This window comes from Vibrio stylophorae (assembly GCF_921293875.1).
GTDB lineage: Bacteria > Pseudomonadota > Gammaproteobacteria > Enterobacterales > Vibrionaceae > Vibrio_A > Vibrio_A stylophorae.
On record NZ_CAKLDI010000002.1, the window covers coordinates 218,720 to 236,499 of the forward strand.

Below are 17,780 nucleotides of genomic sequence, written 5' to 3' on the forward strand. Positions count from 1 at the left end.
TTGCTTTTCAATTTTCCGTACTTCCGCCAAATTGTTTTTCCGTATCACCAATATGCACAACTTCTCTCAAATTTAGGTAAGTGCAATTGGCTCATTCAGGCAAATTTGAGTGGCGGTTAAATTCTGTTATTGGTGTCGTGGTTTACTTTGGGTGGGGCTGTTACTTTGGCATCTTCGAGCGCTTCGGTTTCTAACAAGTAGTTCAAGCGGGATGCCAAACTGTGCGCTGTTTCGCTTCGCTCAAGTGTAGCGCACTGCTAGTTTGTCACCCCTTAACTTGGCGTTATATGCCAGAGGATGTTCTTTTGAGACCTGTATTGATTAGTATCCTAATGATGTTCTTAGCTGGGTGCTCAAAGAAAGAATTGATGACTTAACGAACGCTGAAATAACAGTTCGCTGTAACTCAATGGAACATTCATATGCCGTTGGTTCACCTACTCAGGTTACTTTTACGCAGTGGCTACTTTCGCATAATGAAGGTTGGGAGCGTTCACCTGCATCGTATATATCTGATGTGGAAGTGTTCTCCGGTGATATTAATATCAAGATAAATGAAAGGTTTGTTGTGGTTAATCGACCGAAGTTACAAGTCATTAAAGCCATGCCAACAACAGAAATTGTAGAAGTTTTGTGTTCTGGCACATAACAAGTAGTTCAAGCGGGATGCCAAACAGTGTGCTGTTTTCGCTCCGCTCAAGGTTAGCACACTATAGTTTGTCACCCCTTAACTTGGCGTTATATTTCTATCTGTTGCATATGTAAAAATCATCCCCATATTAGATATGATAAGCAAATAAGGAGCTGTTATGGTTTTTGGTGATCTAGGTAACATTTCTAACCAGAGTGGGAATAATAGGCATAAAGTTTTTGTCAGCTATCATCATGCAAATGATCAAGGCTATAGAAATCACTTTGAAGAAATGTTTGCAAATCAATTTAATATTATGGTCTCAAAGTCAGTTCAAATAGGGGACATTGATCCTTATTTGTCGACAGATAGGATACGTCAAAAAATTAGAGATGAATACTTACGGGACTCAACAGTTACAGTAGTGTTGATTGGCTCTCAGACATGGCAAAGGAAACATGTTGATTGGGAAATATCCTCGAGTATACGCCAAACACAATTCAATCCTCGCTCTGGTCTAATAGGTATATTGCTTCCTACTTACCCAAGAGCCAATTCAAATCACTACGATAAAAATACGATACCACCAAGGTTGTACGATAATATCCAATGTGGCTTCGCTAAGATTTATAATTGGAGTAATGATGCTTCACTTGTCCAGTCTTGGATTCATGAAGCGTTTCAACGTAGAAACAAGGAGATACCAGACAATTCATATCCTAGTTTCTCTAACAATCGTTCGGGCGAAAGGTGGCAATGATGAAATGGAGTAAGTGGCTAGAAGAATGGGATATGACATCTTTAAAAATCAAGACCCCATTTTTAGATATGGAATGGAAGCCTCAAGATGAAGACCGTGCTGCAGCTTGGGAGCTTTATATCGAGTTGCTTACTCGTATTACAACTCAGCCATTGGAACTTGAAAGTGGCGATGAGTCTACAGCCTTAGCCAGTGTACATGCAATTTTTCCAATAACTCGCGAAGTAATTAAAAGCAATGGTAGGCATTGTATTGAGTTTACCAAAATAGCTGTTGTTGTCCTAAATCAGATTGTTCGCCCCTTTACGGCTAAGTGGCACAAACTGTCATTAAATGGTGCATTTAATGATCCCAAGCAGTGTGAAGAGTTTCGGGGAGAGCTTAAAGAAGTACAAGCTGAACTAAGAAAATACACTAAGATGTTGGCGAATATGGCAGGGGTTGAAGATCTTACCGAACTAGATAACTCCGAAACATAACAAGAAATTTAAGAGTGATTCACAACGCTTGGCGCTTTCACTTCAGTCTAGTTTAGTGTTTATGACACACAGGTTTAGCTAAGGTGTTAGCGTTGTTCACACCTTAATTTGGCGTTATGTGCTTATAGGGTGTAATCCATAGATCGGATTATCAGAGGAATTATGAAATACACCGATGGCAATCAATCCAAGCTAGGCGATTCTGTTCAGATTGATGATAAATATTTTGGTGTAGTAGTTGTCGATGTTGATGCAGGCGAATACTCTAAGCCGTACCCTAAGGAAGTTTGGTCATATTTATCTAGCGGTATCTTAGTGGATACTGATTTTGGTGGTTTAGTTCATTACGTTCAAGATACTTTGACCGTTGAGAAAATGGTTTTAATTAAGCGGCATATTTGAATCGCAGCGAATGAATCATGTAAGTCGCACATAACAAGTAGTTCAAGCGGGATGCCAAACTGTGCGCTGTTTTCGCTTCGCTCAAGTTTAGCGCACAACTGTTTGTCACCCCTTAACCTAGCGTTAGCCATCTATGTAGCAACAACTGTCGGTAAATTTTACCTTAACCTTATTAAGGAATGAAAATGAAAAAATTATGCTTAGCTATTTTTGTTTTTGCACTAGCAGGATGTGCGAGCAAACCTAATGAAACTTATATGGGGTATGATGTAGTTAGTATGCCTTTCAATATTGCAGGCGGGGATGTAATTTATTTGCCAGTGACTGATGCGGGTGCAATTCCTGCTGAAAATAATGGGTATAAAATGCAAGTTGCAGGCTTTACTATAGGAGAAAGTAAAGTTCATGACAATGAAGCAGAGATAATATGGAATTTCGCATTTAGCTCAATGAGCGATCAAGAGATTAGTAACATTGTAATTGAGGAATTAGCACCTACAAAAGTGATAAAGGTTCTTGCGGAAGTTGAAAACCCTCAGCTTATTGACGGGCGTTGGAGTCTCAATCTTGAGCCCAGCAAAGCAAGCGCTATAAATACGCCTTGGATCTTTAGCGATAAAGCTAGTGTTTATGTGTTCAGAATAATAATAAATTTAGAGTCGGGAGAACAAGTTATTTTAAATCAACCCGCATGGTTTTCTAAACCTGTTTTGAATGGTTTTGCAAGCCAAATCATCTCAATTGAAAATGGCTAACAAGTAGTTCAAGCGGGATGCCAAACAGTGCGCTGTTTTCGCTTCGCTCAAGTGTAGCGCACTACTAGTTTGTCACCCCTTAACTTAGCGTTAGGTTTCATAGTGTCAGGGATTGTCGATATGAAAGTTATAAGAATCATTTTCCATATTATTTTAGTAGGCTCCTTGTTACTAAATATCAGGCTTTTCATTTTGTGGGAACAGTCACGGGCTGATGTCTATGAGCAAGTAACCGAACGTTACTTTTTTGAGCAGAAAGCATTAAGTTTCTTAAAGCAGGGGATGTACGAAGAGGCAACAAATCATCTTGAAGAATACTCAAACGAATATGGTGGATTGGTTGCAGTCATTTGTATGGAAAAGGTTTATAAAACTGACATTTAGTGACAGAACATATAAAACCTAACAAGTACTTTCAGCGGATGCCAAACGCTGCGCAGTTTTTGTGTAGCTCGCTACGCTCGAATTTTCACACAAAACCGGCTGCACATTTGTCACGGCTGAAGTTGGCGTTAGGTTTCACGGGAGAGTCATGCGAATGTTTCTTGTGTTAAGAATTCTTCGGGGTTTTACTGGTTTGGTTGCGGGGTCAATATTTTGCCAGTTATTTCTCGTGGCTTTTGGGCAAGATGAAAGCTTGAGCTCAATGGGTATAACCTCTCGAGTTTTGTTAGCATTAGCTTTTATTGGCTTTTTCATAGGCCTTCGAATTTACATAAACAAAAAATATACGCAGGGTCATGGGAAGCCACATCCAGCGTTAGGTGGTTTTTGGGGGTTGTAAAACCTAACGTAGTTTAAGCGGGATGCCAAACAGTGCGCTGTTTCGCTTCGCTCAAGGGTAGCGCACTACTAGTTTGTCACCCCTTAACTTAGCGTTAGGTGTCTAAATAGTTATGAAGGTTCGTTTAAACAAAGACTCGTACTCAGAAGAGTCAAAGCGTTCAATTGGACATGAATTTCTTGGGTCTGAGTACAAGGACATCGAATACGTTTGTATTTGCGGAAAGCGTGACGTTTTCAAAGCAGAGGAACAGAAAGAGGACTATGAGGTACGTAAAGAGTACATGTGGGCTCGCCGTGTTTTATGTCGTTCATGCTGGCGAGAATGTCGGAAACTTAAGTTCGAACTGACAGAAATGGAAAAGTGGTATTCTGAAAACAAGAATGTAGCGTTGCAATCACCTGAGTTTTTAAAGAGCTGGCTCAAGGCTCTTCAGCGCTATCCTGGTTTCGGTAAAAAAGCTGATACCGCAAGAATCGAGTTCTTAAAAAAAGCACTGAAAAACACCTAACAAGTAGTTTAAGCGGGATGCCAAACTGCGCGCTATTTCGCTTCGCTCAAGTCTAGCGCACTACTAGTTTGTCACCCCTTAACTTAGCGTTATAAAACAAGGAGTAGACCATCGATAAATTACTCGCAAGGCCAGCTGAATATGAGAACTATGTTGACTATATACTAAGGCAACCGCTGTATGATGGTTCTGATAGGATTCGAGTAAGCAGAATAATGTGCAGCGTATCATTGGAGCACGCTGAAAGTTTAAAGATTCTGCTAGCGACAAGAAACTTCACGTCTGCTCTTGGGCTTTTGAGGCTTCAGTTCGAGAGTCTAGTTCGGGGAATGTGGGTATTGTATGCTGCAAGTGATATAGCATTAAGCAAACTATCTGTAGAGTTAAATGAAGAAAATCAAAGAAGAGCTAACAATTTACCGATGTTGAGTGAAATGATTAGCCAGTTGGAGAAGAAGGCCCCCAAAAATGCAGTAGATCCTATTCTCGAGTTTAAAGAGTATTCTTGGAAACCGCTAAGCTCATACGTTCATGGAGGCTTACATGCTGTTGATAGGCATAGCAAAGGATATCCAATTGCGATGATAGAACAGGTTTTGAAGGCATCAAATGTAGTGGCGGTTTTTGGTTCTATTCTCACTGGTCAAACGAATTTGACTCAAGATGTGTATACATCATTTGAAACTTATGCAGACATCTTTCAGATGAAGGGACCAATTGTTTTATAACAAAGCATTTAGAGTGATTCGCAACGTTTAGCGTTTTCGCTTCGCTCAAGTATATCCAAGCGCTGCTCACACCTTAATGCTGCGTTAAATGGTGCAAATATGTTAGATCTACATGAAAAAATAATTCTGGTTTCCAAGCGAAAAATATCCAATTCAGGCGAAGAGTCTTTTGATACATACTTTGCAAAAGTAAGTACCTTTAACTCCAATACTGTTGTGGTGGTAAAGAGAAACGGTGAAGATGAAAGCCTCCCTTATGACGAAGATTTTTATGAAGAGGCTGAGAAAGGATTCTACGAGCTTCAAGATGGTTCTACTCATGAGGACCCTGATTTTATTGCAGAATTTGTAGTTTGGGAAAGTGACGAAGCGTACCACAAATACAAAGAACTAAACCCGGAGTAATCCCCATTTAACAAGTAGTTCAAGTGGGATGCCAAACGGTGCGCTGTTTCGCTTCGATCAAGTGTAGCGCACTACTGTTTGTCTCCCCTTAACTTGGCGTTATAAGCTAAGATCTATTATTTATCAATCAATTTAATTTGAATATCTTCAATGTAGCTAGTTGTAATAAAGTTAATGATCAATAACCTGACAATTAAGGAGATCGTTGTGAGAATGGAAAATTTTATCCGAAGCATTTTTGTGGGTTTTGGGTGTTACCTATCAGTAAAAGTTATCACTTATATTGGTGTCAGTTTAGCTAGCTACAATGAGCCCTTACTTCTGCTCACATTAATCGCAAATGCAGTCGGTTATTCGGTTGTATTTAGTAAAATTTTTGATGGCGTGTTGTGGCTTATAAAGAATGGTAGGAATGAGTGCTAAGGCTTCTCACAAGTGCTTCAAGGTGGATTTGCATCGGATGGCACCGAAAGACGCTTACATGACGCCAGAAGCATCTGCGAGAAAATTGGTTGCGCTGGTAACAGAAAATTAATTGGAAAATTGGGATTTTATCAGCTTAGAAACTGGCAAGCTTTCGTGGTAATGCAATTGAATAAATAGTTCAAGTGTGATGGCAAAGCTGTTTTGGTGTTTGATTCTGAGGTTGACTGATTTTAATCATACTTTAGCGCCGAACTGACGCTTTGTGCGAGTATTCGTCAAACATCAAGGAAGACTTTATAATCATGAGAATTTTAAAATTTATTACCTTCATTTTTGGTTTTTTATTTATCGGTAATGTGTTTGCTGACACCGATGGATTCTATTGTTTGGGGAAAGACTACGTTGCGATTGAGTCGCGAGGCATTGATTTGAAGTCGCTAGAGCCAAATATCACCGTCATTACCATATCAGCGGCAGGGGAATTGAATAAATTTGAATTTCTTGCTCCATCGGATAAAAACAGATTTTTGGCGTGCCAGCATCAAAAAATATTATCGAGTGATGGCTACGTAATCGATTTAACGAATCTTGATGCGCCTTCAATGTCAAAGGGGGATGTCGATGTAAACACGGTGTTTAGTTCAATGCATTTGCCATCCTTGTCTGAATCTAAATCAATTAAATTAGATGTGAGCGATGCGTCTCATCTCTATTATTTGATGCTTGGTTACAATGTTCAAGATCCAGAACAAAAGATGCTATTACATTATGTATCTGCGCGCGTAGTCAAAGTGACTAAATTTGGCACTATAAATAATTCGAAATCATTAGCTGAGGGTATTCGGCTTGAGACTGTTGATCCGTATTAATTTAGTAATCGGTTCAAAATCTATGATTATGCATGGACTGTTGAGCTGAAAACACGGTTGATTTACCCTCAAATTTGTCGTTGACTGAAGTCCATCGCGGCCACGTTTGGTTATATCTCCATGTCGGATTCAATCTCTATTCTATGTTAACGCGCTTGCGAAAATAGGTATTGGTAAATCCACGTATTGATAAAGTAGTGAGCTCGACGTCACTGTGCTTATGGTGAACCGAATCGGTAGATGCTATGAGCGGCGGCATGTTGGGCTTGGTCTGTGTATTCGTGAACAGAAATACTTAGCTAAGTTCACTGGCAAATGGCGGATTTCACTTCGATCACTTTCTTGCTCAGCGAAAACGTTTGCGGCAAAGGTTTAAATTGCTTGAAATCTAGCGCATTCAGCGGTATTTTCGCCGCCTGAAGCCATATGTGATTAGTCGTACATGGTTTTTTCAGCATTTTATCTTATACCAGTAGGAAGCCCATGTCTCAGAAGTCCGCTTCTCCCTTCGCTCAAGAAGAGAAACAACCCGCGCAGCAATCCTCTTTTCTCAATAAAGTTGACCGCTATTTTTTGATCAGCCAGCGTGGCAGCAATGTTCGCCAAGAAGTGCTTGCGGGTCTCACTACATTTTTAGCCATGGTCTATTCGGTGATCGTGGTGCCAAGCATGCTAGGTGAAGCGGGTTTTGATCACGGCGCTGTATTTCTTGCGACCTGTTTGGTGGCAGCATTTGGTTCGCTCTTGATGGGGCTTTGGGCCAACTTGCCGATGGCGATTGGCTGCGCGATTTCGCTCACCGCTTTTACCGCCTATAGCTTGGTACTGGGGCAGGGCGTGTCAATTCCGGTGGCGCTCGGCGCTGTATTTTTGATGGGTGTCGTGTTTACGGCAATCACAGTGACAGGATTGCGTCAGTGGATTTTGACTCATCTGCCGACGGGCATTGCCCATGGTACAGGTATTGGTATTGGTCTTTTTCTGTTGTTGATTGCAGCTGACGGGGTTGGACTGGTTGAGAAAAACACCGCTGCGGGTTTACCTGTTAAATTTGGTGATTTCACATCGCTGCCAGTGTTGATGTCGATTTTGGGTTTAGCCGCTATTTTCGGCTTAGAAAAACGCCGTGTTCCGGGCGGTATTTTATTAGTGATTATTGCGATCTCGGCCCTTGGTTTGGCCTTTGATCCTAATGTGACATTCCACGGTTTCTTCGCCATGCCGACCTTTGGTGGTGAGGGCTCCCTATTTGCCTCGATGGATATTATGGGCGCGTTGAGCCCGCTGGTTTTTCCAAGTGTGTTGGCATTGGTGATGACCGCCATTTTTGATGCGACAGGCACCATTCGTGCGGTAGCGGGGCAAGCTAACCTATTGGATAAAGATGGCAATATTATTGATGGTGGTAAGGCGTTAACCGCTGACTCGGTTAGTAGTATTGCATCTGGCATTGTCGGCGGGGCACCTGCTGCTGTGTATATTGAATCAGCAGCCGGCACCGCAGCAGGCGGTAAAACAGGCTTAACCGCTGTGGTGGTTGGCGCTTTGTTTTTGCTGCTTTTGTTTATCTCACCCATTAGCTATTTGGTGCCAAGCTATGCGACTGCGCCTGCACTGATGTATGTTGGCTGTTTGATGCTGAGCAATGTCAACAAGCTGAATTTTGAAGACTCCATTGACGCATTGTCTGGCTTGGTGTGCGCTGTGTTTATTGTGCTGACCGCGAATATTGTGACCGGTATTATGCTGGGTTTCCTATGTCTCGTTTGTGGTCGTGTGGTGGCTGGTGAGTGGAAGAAACTAAGCCTTGGTGTGGTGATCCTCACGGCGATTTTGGTAACCTTTTATGCCGGTGGCTGGGCGCTTTAAGCTTGGCTTAGATGCGCTGAGTGATTGATAGCGCATTGATTTAATTGAAATCATATTTGAGCACTCTGTTTTCGCCAAACAGGGTGCTTTTTTGTATCATCGCAAAATGGACCTGATGAGCCTATGGGTGCAAGGATGATTGAAATAACAGACTTTTCTATTGAAGAACATCAGGGTGAGTACGAAGATTGGCCGCTTGAATCTGCATTATTTTTCAATGATTGCCCGCTTGATTTTAAAGTGCCTGGCTATGTGATTGATCAGCAATATAAGCTTGATGAGTATTATCTGCTGATATTCAGTTGTGATTGTTTATTTGAAGAGTGCTGCACCTTGGTGGTGGTGAGCCCATCGCTTAAATTATTAGGGCAATATCGTTGGGGCGGCGCTTATCAAAGTTATCTGTGGGAATCATTGAGTCAGCGCGATGCGCATTGTTTTTGTATCGATTTTGGCCAAGGGCTTCGCTACGAGATCACGATCCGTTATCCAAAGAGGATATGGTTTCAAAAAGTACTCAAAGTGAAACAGTTAAAATAATGAGTTAGCCACTGTGTCAATTTGGCTGTATGAGCATCGATTGATGATGTTTAATCGCGCACGGTGGTGTTGAAAGGTGAAATTTAGGGAATGTAATGCCAATGGATGTGCAATTTAGGCCTGATATCACGCAAGGTGAGGTACCTGTGTTGTATCTTTTTTCGGGTTTACCTGGTGTGGGTAAATCCACGCTAGCGCAAAAACTCGCGCAGCATACTCGTGCTTACTATTTGCGTATCGATACCCTTGAGCAAGGGCTTCGTGATGTGTGTCATATCAATGTTGAGGGCGAGGGCTATCGGCTGGGTTATCGCTTAATTGCGGACAATCTTAAGTTAGGGCTAAGCTGTATCGCCGATTGCTGCAATCCCATCGCACTAACGCGGCGCGAATGGCAAGCCGTCGCTACAGAAATAGGCGTGCCCTTTATCAATATTGAAGTGTGCTGCTCTGATGTAAAAGCGCATCGACATCGAGTACAAACACGCTCGGTCGCAGTGAGCAATTTGCGGCTGCCCACTTGGCCTGAGGTTTGCGCGCGCGAATATGAGCCATGGCATGAGTCGGTGATCCGCATTGATACTGCGGGGCAAACACCGGCGCAGTCCTTTTCTCAATTGCTGAATTTGCTAGAGCGCGCTGAGGGCTATGCTTAGATTTTGAGCTGAATCTGGGAATAGCAATGAAATGTTTTTTCGCCTTAGGGCTGATTGCGCTGCTTGCAGCCTGCGGGACAACGGATAGTGAACTTCGCCAAAGTGGTTATAGCGCATCTTATATTCAAGGTTTTCATGATGGACGCCATAGCGGCATGCAAGAGGCGGGCAATGATTATGAAGATTACATCAAAGATCAGTTACGCTTTGACAATGATGCAGATTACCAGCGCGGTTGGCTTGCTGGTGAAGCAGAAGGCCAGCAACTGCAATCCCAAGCGCACGCCGTGGGCGAAGGGATTGCAACGGGTCTATCTGAGCCTGCGTCCGCTTCTTTTGATGCAGATAAAGCGGCAAAAGAAGTGCTCCATGGGATTGATACATCGACGCTGAAAAATTTAGAGTAAAGATGTGACATATCAAATGCTATTTGCGTGTCTTGCTATTTATGTGCCTTACTATTTGTGTGTCAGACTCAGGCTCTTGAATGTGATAAAGACGCGGCGCATTACAGGACGTTTTGCAGTTACACACGCGGCTTACGCCAATTTGGCTTAATCCGCCACAGCTCCCTTGAATGGGGGCACGCTTAAATATCACGCCAATGGCCATCGAGACCAAAATCAGCGTAAATAGGATGGCCACAATCACATAGATCACTTTGCTCTCCTTGAATATTTATCTGTCCTGACTAAAGTGAGCGGTTCACTGCACGCTCCAATGCACCGCATTTTTGCATATCGGCAGCGAGCTGCTTTCGTGAAATGCATCGGGCTGTGGGTCTAATCGTTACTTGTTCGATGACTTGCCCAAGGGCTTGAACAATTGCTTGTTTAGGGGCTTGATCAACTGCAATGTTTTTGCGTGGCTTAACTTTGTTTGATTTGTTGAAAGCGGCGCGCTTAATAAGCTAGGCGCAGGCTTGCTATCATGATGACAACCACCACAGCTTGAATGGCCCGCTTGATGTTTTTTGGGGATGCGCCCCTCGCTAGCATCTTGAAAAGGCACAAAGGTTGTTTCAAGCAGCCCCCAGTAAGGCACTTTCTGAGCCACTTGTACCACTTCAATGCCAGCTGCCAATAGTTTGCCGAGGGCACGCTGGCCAATATTGCGCACATAAAGGCGCTGAACGCCTTGGGCTTTGAGGGCTTCAATCAGCTTTTTTTTACCCGCGCAGTTCATCTCGCCATTTTGGGCGTGGGTCAATCGTGTGATGGTTTGCTGTTTGGCATTCACCTGTCCTTGCAGCACTGCAATTTCAGGGGCGCGCATAAAGTGATTGGCAATCATATCGCCTTGAATGGGCATTGCGACGATCATTGTTCATTCTCCATCTCTTGGTTGAGCATCAATGCTTGGCCATGGACTAAGCATTGCGCCACTTTGTATCTAGCACTTGCGACAATATTTCCAAATGTCTGTCGTGATACTTGCATCTGCGCTGCCGCGTCTAATTGACTCAATCCTTCTAAATCCGCAAGTCGAAGTGCTTCAAACTCTTCAGGTAGCAGTTGCACCTGAGTCAGCGAATGGGTTGGAACCCCATTGGGTTTAAAGCAGCTGTAGGGTGCACGGCCACAAATGCGGCGGCTTATCTTTGGTCGAGCCATATTTAGGTCCATTATCGGGTTCATTTTTAGCATATGCCAATAATTGTGATTTGGCAATTATTGGCATATGCTAAAAACAAATAAGGATATTGAAATGCGCAGCTATGCTTGCGCAGCGCATATGGCGGTGATTCACCAAGGTAAATCTCTGTAAGTGAATCGCATAAATGATAGGAATAACGACATTCAAATGCAGGTTAGAAATTGCTTAAGCGTGCATAGGGAATCAGGGAGGCGAGGTGTTCACCAAGATCAATGATGACGCGAAGACATGTGCGGCATTAGCACATCGCTATTGCTATGTGTGTGGCCAGAAGAATTGCGCCGCTGACGCATTGCAGCTGCGATTTAAGCGAGTCGATGAGCGCAGTGTAAGTGCCGCGTTTCAGCTGACCCATGCGCACCAAGGTTATAGCGGGCTTGCGCATGGCGGTATGATTGCCAGTGTACTGGATGGCGCCATGACCCACTGCCTTTTTGTCCAGCACATTCAAGCTTTAACGGCTGAGCTAACGGTTCGCTACCATCAGCCGTGGCCTATTGAACTTCAAGGCTGTGTCTGTGCCACCGTTGATAAGGCGCGCCATGGCGTATATTGGTTACACGCCAAAATGACTGCAGATGGCGTGTGTTACGCTAGCGCGCATGCAAAATTTATCGCGCCGAATCCTTTGGTGGAAGTGATTTAGTGTGGCGTTGAATGCGCTGCACCGTTTATTGTCATCCCTAAACCACCGCCTATGGCGGTGGTGATTATTGCTCAATTAGGCATTGCTCGGTTTATCTTTGTTAGATTGGTCATGGCTCGATCGATCATCGAAATATTGACCTTTGAGTGCAGGGCCATAGAGATATTGGCAGCTGAGCGGATAAAAGCCCAATTGACGCAGTGAGCGACAACGATTTTGCATTGGCTGGCGATGGAAAATAATGCCGATGCTCATCAATAGCATGATCAATAAAAACAGGGTGAGCGCAAATAGATAGATGATCATCGTGACTCTCCTATTGATTGCCTTGTTATTTAGAGCTGAATCACCTGATCTTAGTTCATTAAAAATGATTTGGTCGCCGTGTTTGAGCTGACCCTCTGTGCATAGGGCAGCCGGCTCGCGCGAATATTTGCCGGTAACGCGAACAGATATGTCACTCAAATCGCAGGGGATTTTGAGTGACATATTGAAGAAAATCGCAATGGATGATTGGGCTTTTAGGCGAATAATTTTGCGCAAGCGCAATGATATTCAGCAGAAAAACTTAGCGCCTTTCAATGGCTTTGAGTGCCCCAATTTGCTTGAGATGACGAATTTGAGCGTGACTCAGCAGTAGCGTTTCGCTGTCATAGTAGCTGCTCGTATTGGTTTTCCCTTTGCGAATATCTTGGCGAACGCCTTGTACTTTTTCAAAAACCATATTGCCGAGCGCAAACTCATATTGATGATCATCGATATGGACGATGCGCATCGCGGCATATTTATAGGTTCCCTGCACGGCTTCTTGGCCAAGTCCGGATGTAATATCCACGATATAGATATCATGCAGTGCGGGTGCGGCTAGGTATTGTGCTTGATCCAGTTCTTCTTGATGGCCGATATGCACCATACCGGCAACTAAGCAGCAGAGTAAAATAAGCCCCGTAAAAAGGGGCAGGACGCGCCGTTTAGGAAAGAGCATAGGCTTGAGCTGATGACTGATTTCATCAGGAACATCGCGGCCAATCAGGGTGTATTTGCAATGAAGACACTCAAGTCCCACTTGTCTTGCGGTCATCCAAGTTGGAATGGCATAAATATGAAAATAGCGTAATAAACCAAAGCTTTGATGCTGCTGCTTGCCACAATGTGGGCAGGTGACACAATCCACGGCAGGCCCTGCGACCGTTTTCCCCTTGGTGCCAAAGAAAATCATATAAATCCTTTTTATTCATATGGTTAAGTTGTTTGCAGGGATGATGGCAAAAGGATGCAAAGGTTGCGAGACAAAGATCGTGGTTACAAAAAGATACAATCACTTCTTCTGATTCGATCGCATCTTTATATAAAACAACATCTTATCGAATTTTGCGCAGCGCATTCTTATCCATAAGACAAAGTCATTGTTACCCACAAATTAGACCAAGTGACAGGTTGGAAGCTTCTAGACTTGGAGCAATAGCCCAAGTAGGAGAGTGATATGATCAGTCAAGGCCAAGCGATCCCCGCCGCATCGCTGTATCAATTAACCGACAATGGGATTGAGGCGCATGCTACGCAGGCGCTGTTTGCCAATCATAAAACAGTGCTTTTTGCCGTTCCCGGTGCCTTTACGCCAACCTGTTCGGATGATCATCTACCAAGCTACATCATCTATGCCGATGCCCTCAAAGCCAAAGGGGTGACGCAAATTATCTGTGTATCAGTTAACGATCCTTTTGTGATGAAAGCCTGGGGTAAATCGCAAAACACTGAGGCATTAACCTTGCTGGCTGATGGCAGCGCGGATTTTACCAAAGCGTTAGGGCTTGAGATGGACACCGGTTCATTTGGTGGCATTCGTTCACAGCGCTATGCCATGGTGATCGATGATGGCGTGGTCAGTCAGTTATTTGTTGAGGAACCAGAACAATATGAAGTGAGCTCGGCGCAATCGGTGCTGGCGCATTTATAAGCGATAACGGCTGATGGCGACAAACAGAACAAGACAGGTGTTGCGATACCTTTGTTGATATTGTTGGTTGATAGCTTTATCGATATAGCGTTATTGATATAGAAGCCGCGTGATGCGAGGTAAAACGCTTCACGCGGGCTTTGAATCAGGCATAGAGTTTTTAGGACGAGGTCGTTAGAATAGCCGCCCTTGATTTGACCAATAAGCTTGCTTGCTATGCCTGATAATAACGATCCGCAATTTCATCGCTTTGAAAGCGCAATTGATGCCATTGCGCTGCCTTTACGATTTACCTATCCCTTCTATTATCAGCCGCATGCTTTAAGTGAACTTGCTGCCGCGCAGTTACAGCGCTATTTAACGACCCAGCAAGATTGGCAACACAATTTTGGCCTAAACACTGAAGATGATTTAAGCAGTGCGATTGGCAAAATGTTTGGTGTGCTGGTGGTTGAAAATCAGCATGGTGAACTGGGCTTTTTACAAGGGTTTTCGGGCAAGCTTGCCAATCAAAATTTGCACTCAGGCTTTGTGCCGCCTGTGTTTGATATGTTGGTGGAAGATAGCTTCTTTTTACCCGAGCAAACACAAATTAATGCGCTGACCGCCGAGATGGCCGCCATTCAACAGGATGCGACCTTTATCGCTTTAAAAGCGGCACTTGCGCAGGCGCAAAATGAATACGCACAAGCGCTCGCGGCGCATAAACAGGTGATGCAGCAAAATCGCCAGCAGCGTAAAACGCTGCGCCAGCAAGCCGCGCAAACGCCCAGTGAAAGCACCAGTGAGCTGCTTAAACAGCTTAGCCAAGAAAGTGTGCATGACAAGCTTGCGCTGCGCGATTTGAAATTGCATTGGGATGCATTGATTGCCGAGCTTGAGCTGCAAACTGAGGGCTATCAGGCAAAATTTGCAGCGCTAAAAACAGAGCGCGCTGCACGCTCCCATGACTTGCAGCATCATCTTTTTGCGCAGTATCGATTCCTTAATGCCAAGGGCAAGATGTGCGATCTCAATGAGCTGTTCGCCGATTCTGCTTTGGGTACCATTCCAGCTGGCGCTGGTGAGTGCGCGGCGCCGAAGTTGCTGCAATATGCGTATCAACAGGGTTATCGCCCCATTGCCATGGCTGAGTTTTGGTGGGGGCGCTCGCCAAAATCGGAAATTCGACGCCATGGTCAGTTTTATCCTTCCTGTCAGGGCAAATGTAAGCCGATTTTGACCCATATGCTTGAAGGGCTTGAGGTTGATGACAACCCGCTCGCCCATCATTGCAGCGATGATTTTGAAGTGGAAATTGTCTATGCCGATGCGCATATGGCGGTGGTCAACAAACCCGCTGAGTTTCTCTCTGTGCCGGGTAAAACGATCACAGATTCCGTCTATAGCCGTATGCAAGCACGTTTTCCTGAAGCCACGGGGCCATTAATTGTGCACCGTTTGGATATGTCGACGTCTGGTTTGATGGTGATTGCCTTATCGGAGCGTGCAAACAAGCATTTGCAGCAGCAATTTATTCAGCGCAGCGCAGAAAAACGTTATTGCGCCTTGGTTGAAGGTGAGGTGGAAGGCGAGCAAGGCACCATTACTTTGCCGCTTCGTGGCGATCTTTATGACAGGCCAAGGCAGCTGGTTTGTTTTGAGCATGGAAAACCGGCAGAAACCTATTGGCAGGTGATTGCCCGTACGAACAACCGCACTAAGTTATGGCTTTATCCTAAAACAGGCCGTACCCACCAGCTTCGTGTGCATTGTGCCCATCCTATGGGGCTTAATTTACCCATGGTGGGCGACGATCTTTACGGGGTAAAAGCCGAGCGACTCTATCTGCATGCAGAATTGCTTGTTCTGAATCATCCCATCAGCCAAGAGCGCATGACCTTTGAGGCGCCTGCTCCGTTCTAACGTCAGCGTCGTTCTCTATGAGCGTCTGATTAACCGGTCGTCACGGCTTGGTTTACTCTGGCTTGGCATTGATATAAAGCTCATCTTTGATGAAATTTGGAGATGAGCTTTTTTGATGGTTTTTTTAAATGGTGATTCTTTGTGTAGCACGACGTTTAGTCCGTTTATTGACGATGATTTACGCAACTTTACACCGACACTAATCAATCTTTACATCAAGTAACTATATGATGGGCATGAAATAAATGAATCGTCTGCTTTTTATTTAGGGCTGATGATCCTGTTTGTTATTTGGATGATATCAATGGCTCAAAGGATGAAGCCATCTATCAATGGAGTTGATCATGAAGTTGAAAACCCGCATCGTCGGATGCCTTCTAAGCGTTTTTTTGGTCGGTTGTGATAGCGAGCAGCCACCACTGGAGGGGGTCTATCGCAACCTAGAAACACCAGGGATCTATTTTTTTATTGAGAAGCAAAATGGTGAGTATTTTGCACAGTGGCCTTTTTCGCGTGACCCCATTTATATCAATAAAAATTCTTCACCGATTATTGTTGCGCCTCACGGGACGATTCGCATCGACTTTGTCGATGAGAATCGGGTCGATCTGATTTTAGAAGGTCGTCGATATCCGTATATGCGCGAAAATAAAGCGGGCGATCCGCTAGAGATTTTGTTCGATAATCCAGAAGTCATTAATATCGCGCAGCTTTCTCAATGTGATTTGGATTACAGCACGCAACCGCTAGCCAATGTGGCGCCACATCCTGAGAAAATTGATGCGTTAGTGAAAACCATTTCGCAAAGACAATCGCCGTATCAACAAGTGAATAGCTTGCTGATTTTGAAAGGCGACAAGTTGGTCAGTGAAAATTATTTCAGAGGTTGGCATCGTCAATTGCCGCATCAGGTGCAATCTGTGTCGAAGTCCGTGACGGCACTGCTGTTTGGTATGGCGCAAAAAGAGGGGCATTTTAGTGATATGAATGAGCCCATCGCCAATTATTTACCAAGCTATCAGGCACATTTTTCTGGCGATAAGCGTAACATTACCCTCGATCATCTATTAAGTATGCGTGCAGGACTGGCTTGGAACGAGACGCAGCTAAGTTATAACGATCCACAAAATGATCGCTCTATTGAATCGACCAGTGCGGATGGCATGGACTACACCTTATCAAAACCGCTTCAGCACGCGCCTGGCGACGCTTTTTATTACAATGGTGGTTTAGTCACCATCACCGGCGAGATTATTGCCAAGGCCACCGAAGAAGATAATGTTGCTGATTATGCGAAATATGGACCGATGACCGAGCTTTGCCTTAAAAATGCTTATTGGCTGTTGCAATCGGATCGCTATCCTAATGCCGCTGGTGGACTCTTCCTTCGTCCTATCGATATGGTCAAATTGGGACAATTAGTCCGGGATGATGGTCAGTGGCAGGGGCAAACCTTAATTCAGCCATCATGGCTTAAACAAGCGCTTAGCGGCAAAGTGGACAAGGCTCTAGGGGATCTTGACTATGGTTATTATTGGTGGAAAGACAGCTTCACCTACCAAGGCCAAAGTTATGAAATCGATTTGGCATGGGGCTGGGGAGAGCAGCACATTGCGGTGGTAAAAGCGCTTGATTTAGTCGTGGTGCAAACCGCGCAAAACTTTCAGCAAGCGCCAAGTTTTGAAACCATGCTTAAGGAAAAAATTCTGCCAGCTTTTATTGAAGAACAAGTTGGCGAGAAGCATTAGAGCATGCTGCATTTGATATCCGTAAAAAGAGAGCCTTGGCTCTCTTTTTTTAT

General features: G+C 44.2%; 23 protein-coding genes. 18 read left to right on the forward strand and 5 right to left on the reverse strand.

Annotated features, from left to right (window positions below; translation table 11 throughout):
• Positions 1-349: 349 nt before the first annotated feature.
• The 14 genes from L9P36_RS14615 to L9P36_RS14680 all read left to right on the forward strand — a co-directional run bounded on the left by L9P36_RS14615 (position 350) and on the right by L9P36_RS14680 (position 10,222).
• A complete protein-coding gene (locus tag L9P36_RS14615; RefSeq protein ID WP_237468224.1) occupies positions 350-649 on the forward strand; it encodes a hypothetical protein in 300 nt (99 codons plus the stop codon).
• Positions 650-809: 160 nt separating this feature from the next.
• Positions 810-1,391: a TIR domain-containing protein gene (locus L9P36_RS14620; RefSeq protein WP_237468225.1), complete on the forward strand. Its 582-nt coding sequence runs from the start codon at positions 810-812 to the stop codon at positions 1,389-1,391.
• The gene (locus L9P36_RS14625) at positions 1,391-1,870 is read left to right on the forward strand and encodes a hypothetical protein (protein WP_237468227.1); all 480 of its coding nucleotides are present in this window, start codon (positions 1,391-1,393) and stop codon (positions 1,868-1,870) included. Before L9P36_RS14620 ends, L9P36_RS14625 begins: the two co-directional genes overlap by 1 nt.
• Before the next feature lie 162 nt (positions 1,871-2,032).
• Positions 2,033-2,272 carry a hypothetical protein gene (locus L9P36_RS14630; RefSeq protein ID WP_237468229.1) on the forward strand — a complete coding sequence of 80 codons (240 nt, stop codon included), beginning with the start codon at positions 2,033-2,035 and terminating at the stop codon, positions 2,270-2,272.
• A gap of 185 nt (positions 2,273-2,457) precedes the next feature.
• Entirely contained in the window at positions 2,458-3,027 is a 570-nt protein-coding gene (locus L9P36_RS14635; RefSeq protein WP_237468231.1) for a hypothetical protein, read from the forward strand.
• 102 nt (positions 3,028-3,129) lie between these two features.
• Positions 3,130-3,411: a hypothetical protein gene (locus L9P36_RS14640; RefSeq protein ID WP_237468233.1), complete on the forward strand. Its 282-nt coding sequence runs from the start codon at positions 3,130-3,132 to the stop codon at positions 3,409-3,411.
• Positions 3,412-3,923: 512 nt separating this feature from the next.
• Complete coding sequence (locus tag L9P36_RS14645; protein ID WP_237468235.1) at positions 3,924-4,322, forward strand: hypothetical protein; 399 nt, start codon at positions 3,924-3,926, stop codon at positions 4,320-4,322.
• Between the two features lie 215 nt (positions 4,323-4,537).
• Positions 4,538-5,050 (forward strand): DUF6988 family protein, encoded by a 513-nt coding sequence (locus tag L9P36_RS14650; protein ID WP_435532784.1) that lies wholly within the window; start codon positions 4,538-4,540, stop codon positions 5,048-5,050.
• 99 nt (positions 5,051-5,149) lie between these two features.
• Positions 5,150-5,455: a hypothetical protein gene (locus L9P36_RS14655; RefSeq protein ID WP_237468239.1), complete on the forward strand. Its 306-nt coding sequence runs from the start codon at positions 5,150-5,152 to the stop codon at positions 5,453-5,455.
• A gap of 728 nt (positions 5,456-6,183) precedes the next feature.
• Positions 6,184-6,750 (forward strand): hypothetical protein, encoded by a 567-nt coding sequence (locus L9P36_RS14660; protein ID WP_237468241.1) that lies wholly within the window; start codon positions 6,184-6,186, stop codon positions 6,748-6,750.
• Between the two features lie 483 nt (positions 6,751-7,233).
• Positions 7,234-8,619 (forward strand): NCS2 family permease, encoded by a 1,386-nt coding sequence (locus L9P36_RS14665; protein WP_237468243.1) that lies wholly within the window; start codon positions 7,234-7,236, stop codon positions 8,617-8,619.
• Between the two features lie 135 nt (positions 8,620-8,754).
• Positions 8,755-9,159 carry a hypothetical protein gene (locus L9P36_RS14670; protein WP_237468244.1) on the forward strand — a complete coding sequence of 135 codons (405 nt, stop codon included), beginning with the start codon at positions 8,755-8,757 and terminating at the stop codon, positions 9,157-9,159.
• 95 nt (positions 9,160-9,254) lie between these two features.
• Positions 9,255-9,815, forward strand: coding sequence for a P-loop nucleotide/nucleoside kinase family protein (locus L9P36_RS14675; RefSeq protein WP_237468245.1), 561 nt, complete (start codon positions 9,255-9,257; stop codon positions 9,813-9,815).
• A gap of 26 nt (positions 9,816-9,841) precedes the next feature.
• Positions 9,842-10,222, forward strand: coding sequence for a hypothetical protein (locus L9P36_RS14680; RefSeq protein WP_237468247.1), 381 nt, complete (start codon positions 9,842-9,844; stop codon positions 10,220-10,222).
• 19 nt (positions 10,223-10,241) lie between these two features.
• On the opposite strand, the gene nqrM is transcribed toward L9P36_RS14680, so the two are convergent.
• From nqrM to L9P36_RS14695, 3 genes are all read right to left on the reverse strand, one after another.
• Entirely contained in the window at positions 10,242-10,427 is a 186-nt protein-coding gene (gene nqrM, locus L9P36_RS14685; protein ID WP_354004733.1) for a (Na+)-NQR maturation NqrM, read from the reverse strand.
• Between the two features lie 177 nt (positions 10,428-10,604).
• Complete coding sequence (locus L9P36_RS14690) at positions 10,605-11,138, reverse strand: NifB/NifX family molybdenum-iron cluster-binding protein (RefSeq protein ID WP_237468250.1); 534 nt, start codon at positions 11,136-11,138, stop codon at positions 10,605-10,607.
• Positions 11,135-11,428: a DUF134 domain-containing protein gene (locus L9P36_RS14695; protein ID WP_237468251.1), complete on the reverse strand. Its 294-nt coding sequence runs from the start codon at positions 11,426-11,428 to the stop codon at positions 11,135-11,137. Before L9P36_RS14695 ends, L9P36_RS14690 begins: the two co-directional genes overlap by 4 nt.
• Before the next feature lie 239 nt (positions 11,429-11,667).
• Here L9P36_RS14695 and L9P36_RS14700 point away from each other — a divergent pair, with 239 nt between their 5' ends.
• Complete coding sequence (locus tag L9P36_RS14700) at positions 11,668-12,117, forward strand: PaaI family thioesterase (RefSeq protein ID WP_237468253.1); 450 nt, start codon at positions 11,668-11,670, stop codon at positions 12,115-12,117.
• Positions 12,118-12,192: 75 nt separating this feature from the next.
• Here L9P36_RS14700 and L9P36_RS14705 read toward each other — a convergent pair whose 3' ends face one another.
• Positions 12,193-12,423, reverse strand: a complete 231-nt coding sequence (locus tag L9P36_RS14705) for a hypothetical protein (RefSeq protein WP_237468255.1) — start codon at positions 12,421-12,423, stop codon at positions 12,193-12,195.
• 262 nt (positions 12,424-12,685) lie between these two features.
• Positions 12,686-13,336, reverse strand: coding sequence for a hypothetical protein (locus tag L9P36_RS14710; protein WP_237468256.1), 651 nt, complete (start codon positions 13,334-13,336; stop codon positions 12,686-12,688).
• Between the two features lie 264 nt (positions 13,337-13,600).
• On the opposite strand from L9P36_RS14710, the gene L9P36_RS14715 reads away from it, so the two are divergent.
• The 3 genes from L9P36_RS14715 to L9P36_RS14725 all read left to right on the forward strand — a co-directional run bounded on the left by L9P36_RS14715 (position 13,601) and on the right by L9P36_RS14725 (position 17,727).
• Positions 13,601-14,074, forward strand: a complete 474-nt coding sequence (locus L9P36_RS14715; RefSeq protein WP_237468257.1) for a peroxiredoxin — start codon at positions 13,601-13,603, stop codon at positions 14,072-14,074.
• 216 nt (positions 14,075-14,290) lie between these two features.
• Positions 14,291-15,979, forward strand: a complete 1,689-nt coding sequence (locus L9P36_RS14720; protein ID WP_237468259.1) for an RluA family pseudouridine synthase — start codon at positions 14,291-14,293, stop codon at positions 15,977-15,979.
• A 344-nt stretch (positions 15,980-16,323) separates the two neighbouring features.
• Positions 16,324-17,727 (forward strand): serine hydrolase domain-containing protein, encoded by a 1,404-nt coding sequence (locus L9P36_RS14725; RefSeq protein ID WP_237468262.1) that lies wholly within the window; start codon positions 16,324-16,326, stop codon positions 17,725-17,727.
• Positions 17,728-17,780 lie beyond the last annotated feature (53 nt).

What these genes read in the sequence shown, in the direction of transcription:
- L9P36_RS14620 (WP_237468225.1), top strand. Translation starts at nt 810, where the DNA reads ATGGTTTTTGGTGATCTAGGTAACATTTCTAACCAGAGTGGGAATAAT.
- L9P36_RS14625 (WP_237468227.1), top strand. Translation starts at nt 1,391, where the DNA reads ATGAAATGGAGTAAGTGGCTAGAAGAATGGGATATGACATCTTTAAAA.
- L9P36_RS14630 (WP_237468229.1), top strand. Translation starts at nt 2,033, where the DNA reads ATGAAATACACCGATGGCAATCAATCCAAGCTAGGCGATTCTGTTCAG.
- L9P36_RS14635 (WP_237468231.1), top strand. Translation starts at nt 2,458, where the DNA reads ATGAAAAAATTATGCTTAGCTATTTTTGTTTTTGCACTAGCAGGATGT.
- L9P36_RS14645 (WP_237468235.1), top strand. Translation starts at nt 3,924, where the DNA reads ATGAAGGTTCGTTTAAACAAAGACTCGTACTCAGAAGAGTCAAAGCGT.
- L9P36_RS14650 (WP_435532784.1), top strand. Translation starts at nt 4,538, where the DNA reads ATGTGCAGCGTATCATTGGAGCACGCTGAAAGTTTAAAGATTCTGCTA.
- L9P36_RS14655 (WP_237468239.1), top strand. Translation starts at nt 5,150, where the DNA reads ATGTTAGATCTACATGAAAAAATAATTCTGGTTTCCAAGCGAAAAATA.
- L9P36_RS14660 (WP_237468241.1), top strand. Translation starts at nt 6,184, where the DNA reads ATGAGAATTTTAAAATTTATTACCTTCATTTTTGGTTTTTTATTTATC.
- L9P36_RS14665 (WP_237468243.1), top strand. Translation starts at nt 7,234, where the DNA reads ATGTCTCAGAAGTCCGCTTCTCCCTTCGCTCAAGAAGAGAAACAACCC.
- L9P36_RS14670 (WP_237468244.1), top strand. Translation starts at nt 8,755, where the DNA reads ATGATTGAAATAACAGACTTTTCTATTGAAGAACATCAGGGTGAGTAC.
- L9P36_RS14675 (WP_237468245.1), top strand. Translation starts at nt 9,255, where the DNA reads ATGCCAATGGATGTGCAATTTAGGCCTGATATCACGCAAGGTGAGGTA.
- L9P36_RS14680 (WP_237468247.1), top strand. Translation starts at nt 9,842, where the DNA reads ATGAAATGTTTTTTCGCCTTAGGGCTGATTGCGCTGCTTGCAGCCTGC.
- nqrM (WP_354004733.1), bottom strand. Translation starts at nt 10,427, where the DNA reads ATGGCCATTGGCGTGATATTTAAGCGTGCCCCCATTCAAGGGAGCTGT.
- L9P36_RS14690 (WP_237468250.1), bottom strand. Translation starts at nt 11,138, where the DNA reads ATGATCGTCGCAATGCCCATTCAAGGCGATATGATTGCCAATCACTTT.
- L9P36_RS14695 (WP_237468251.1), bottom strand. Translation starts at nt 11,428, where the DNA reads ATGGCTCGACCAAAGATAAGCCGCCGCATTTGTGGCCGTGCACCCTAC.
- L9P36_RS14705 (WP_237468255.1), bottom strand. Translation starts at nt 12,423, where the DNA reads ATGATCATCTATCTATTTGCGCTCACCCTGTTTTTATTGATCATGCTA.
- L9P36_RS14710 (WP_237468256.1), bottom strand. Translation starts at nt 13,336, where the DNA reads ATGATTTTCTTTGGCACCAAGGGGAAAACGGTCGCAGGGCCTGCCGTG.
- L9P36_RS14715 (WP_237468257.1), top strand. Translation starts at nt 13,601, where the DNA reads ATGATCAGTCAAGGCCAAGCGATCCCCGCCGCATCGCTGTATCAATTA.
- L9P36_RS14720 (WP_237468259.1), top strand. Translation starts at nt 14,291, where the DNA reads ATGCCTGATAATAACGATCCGCAATTTCATCGCTTTGAAAGCGCAATT.
- L9P36_RS14725 (WP_237468262.1), top strand. Translation starts at nt 16,324, where the DNA reads ATGAAGTTGAAAACCCGCATCGTCGGATGCCTTCTAAGCGTTTTTTTG.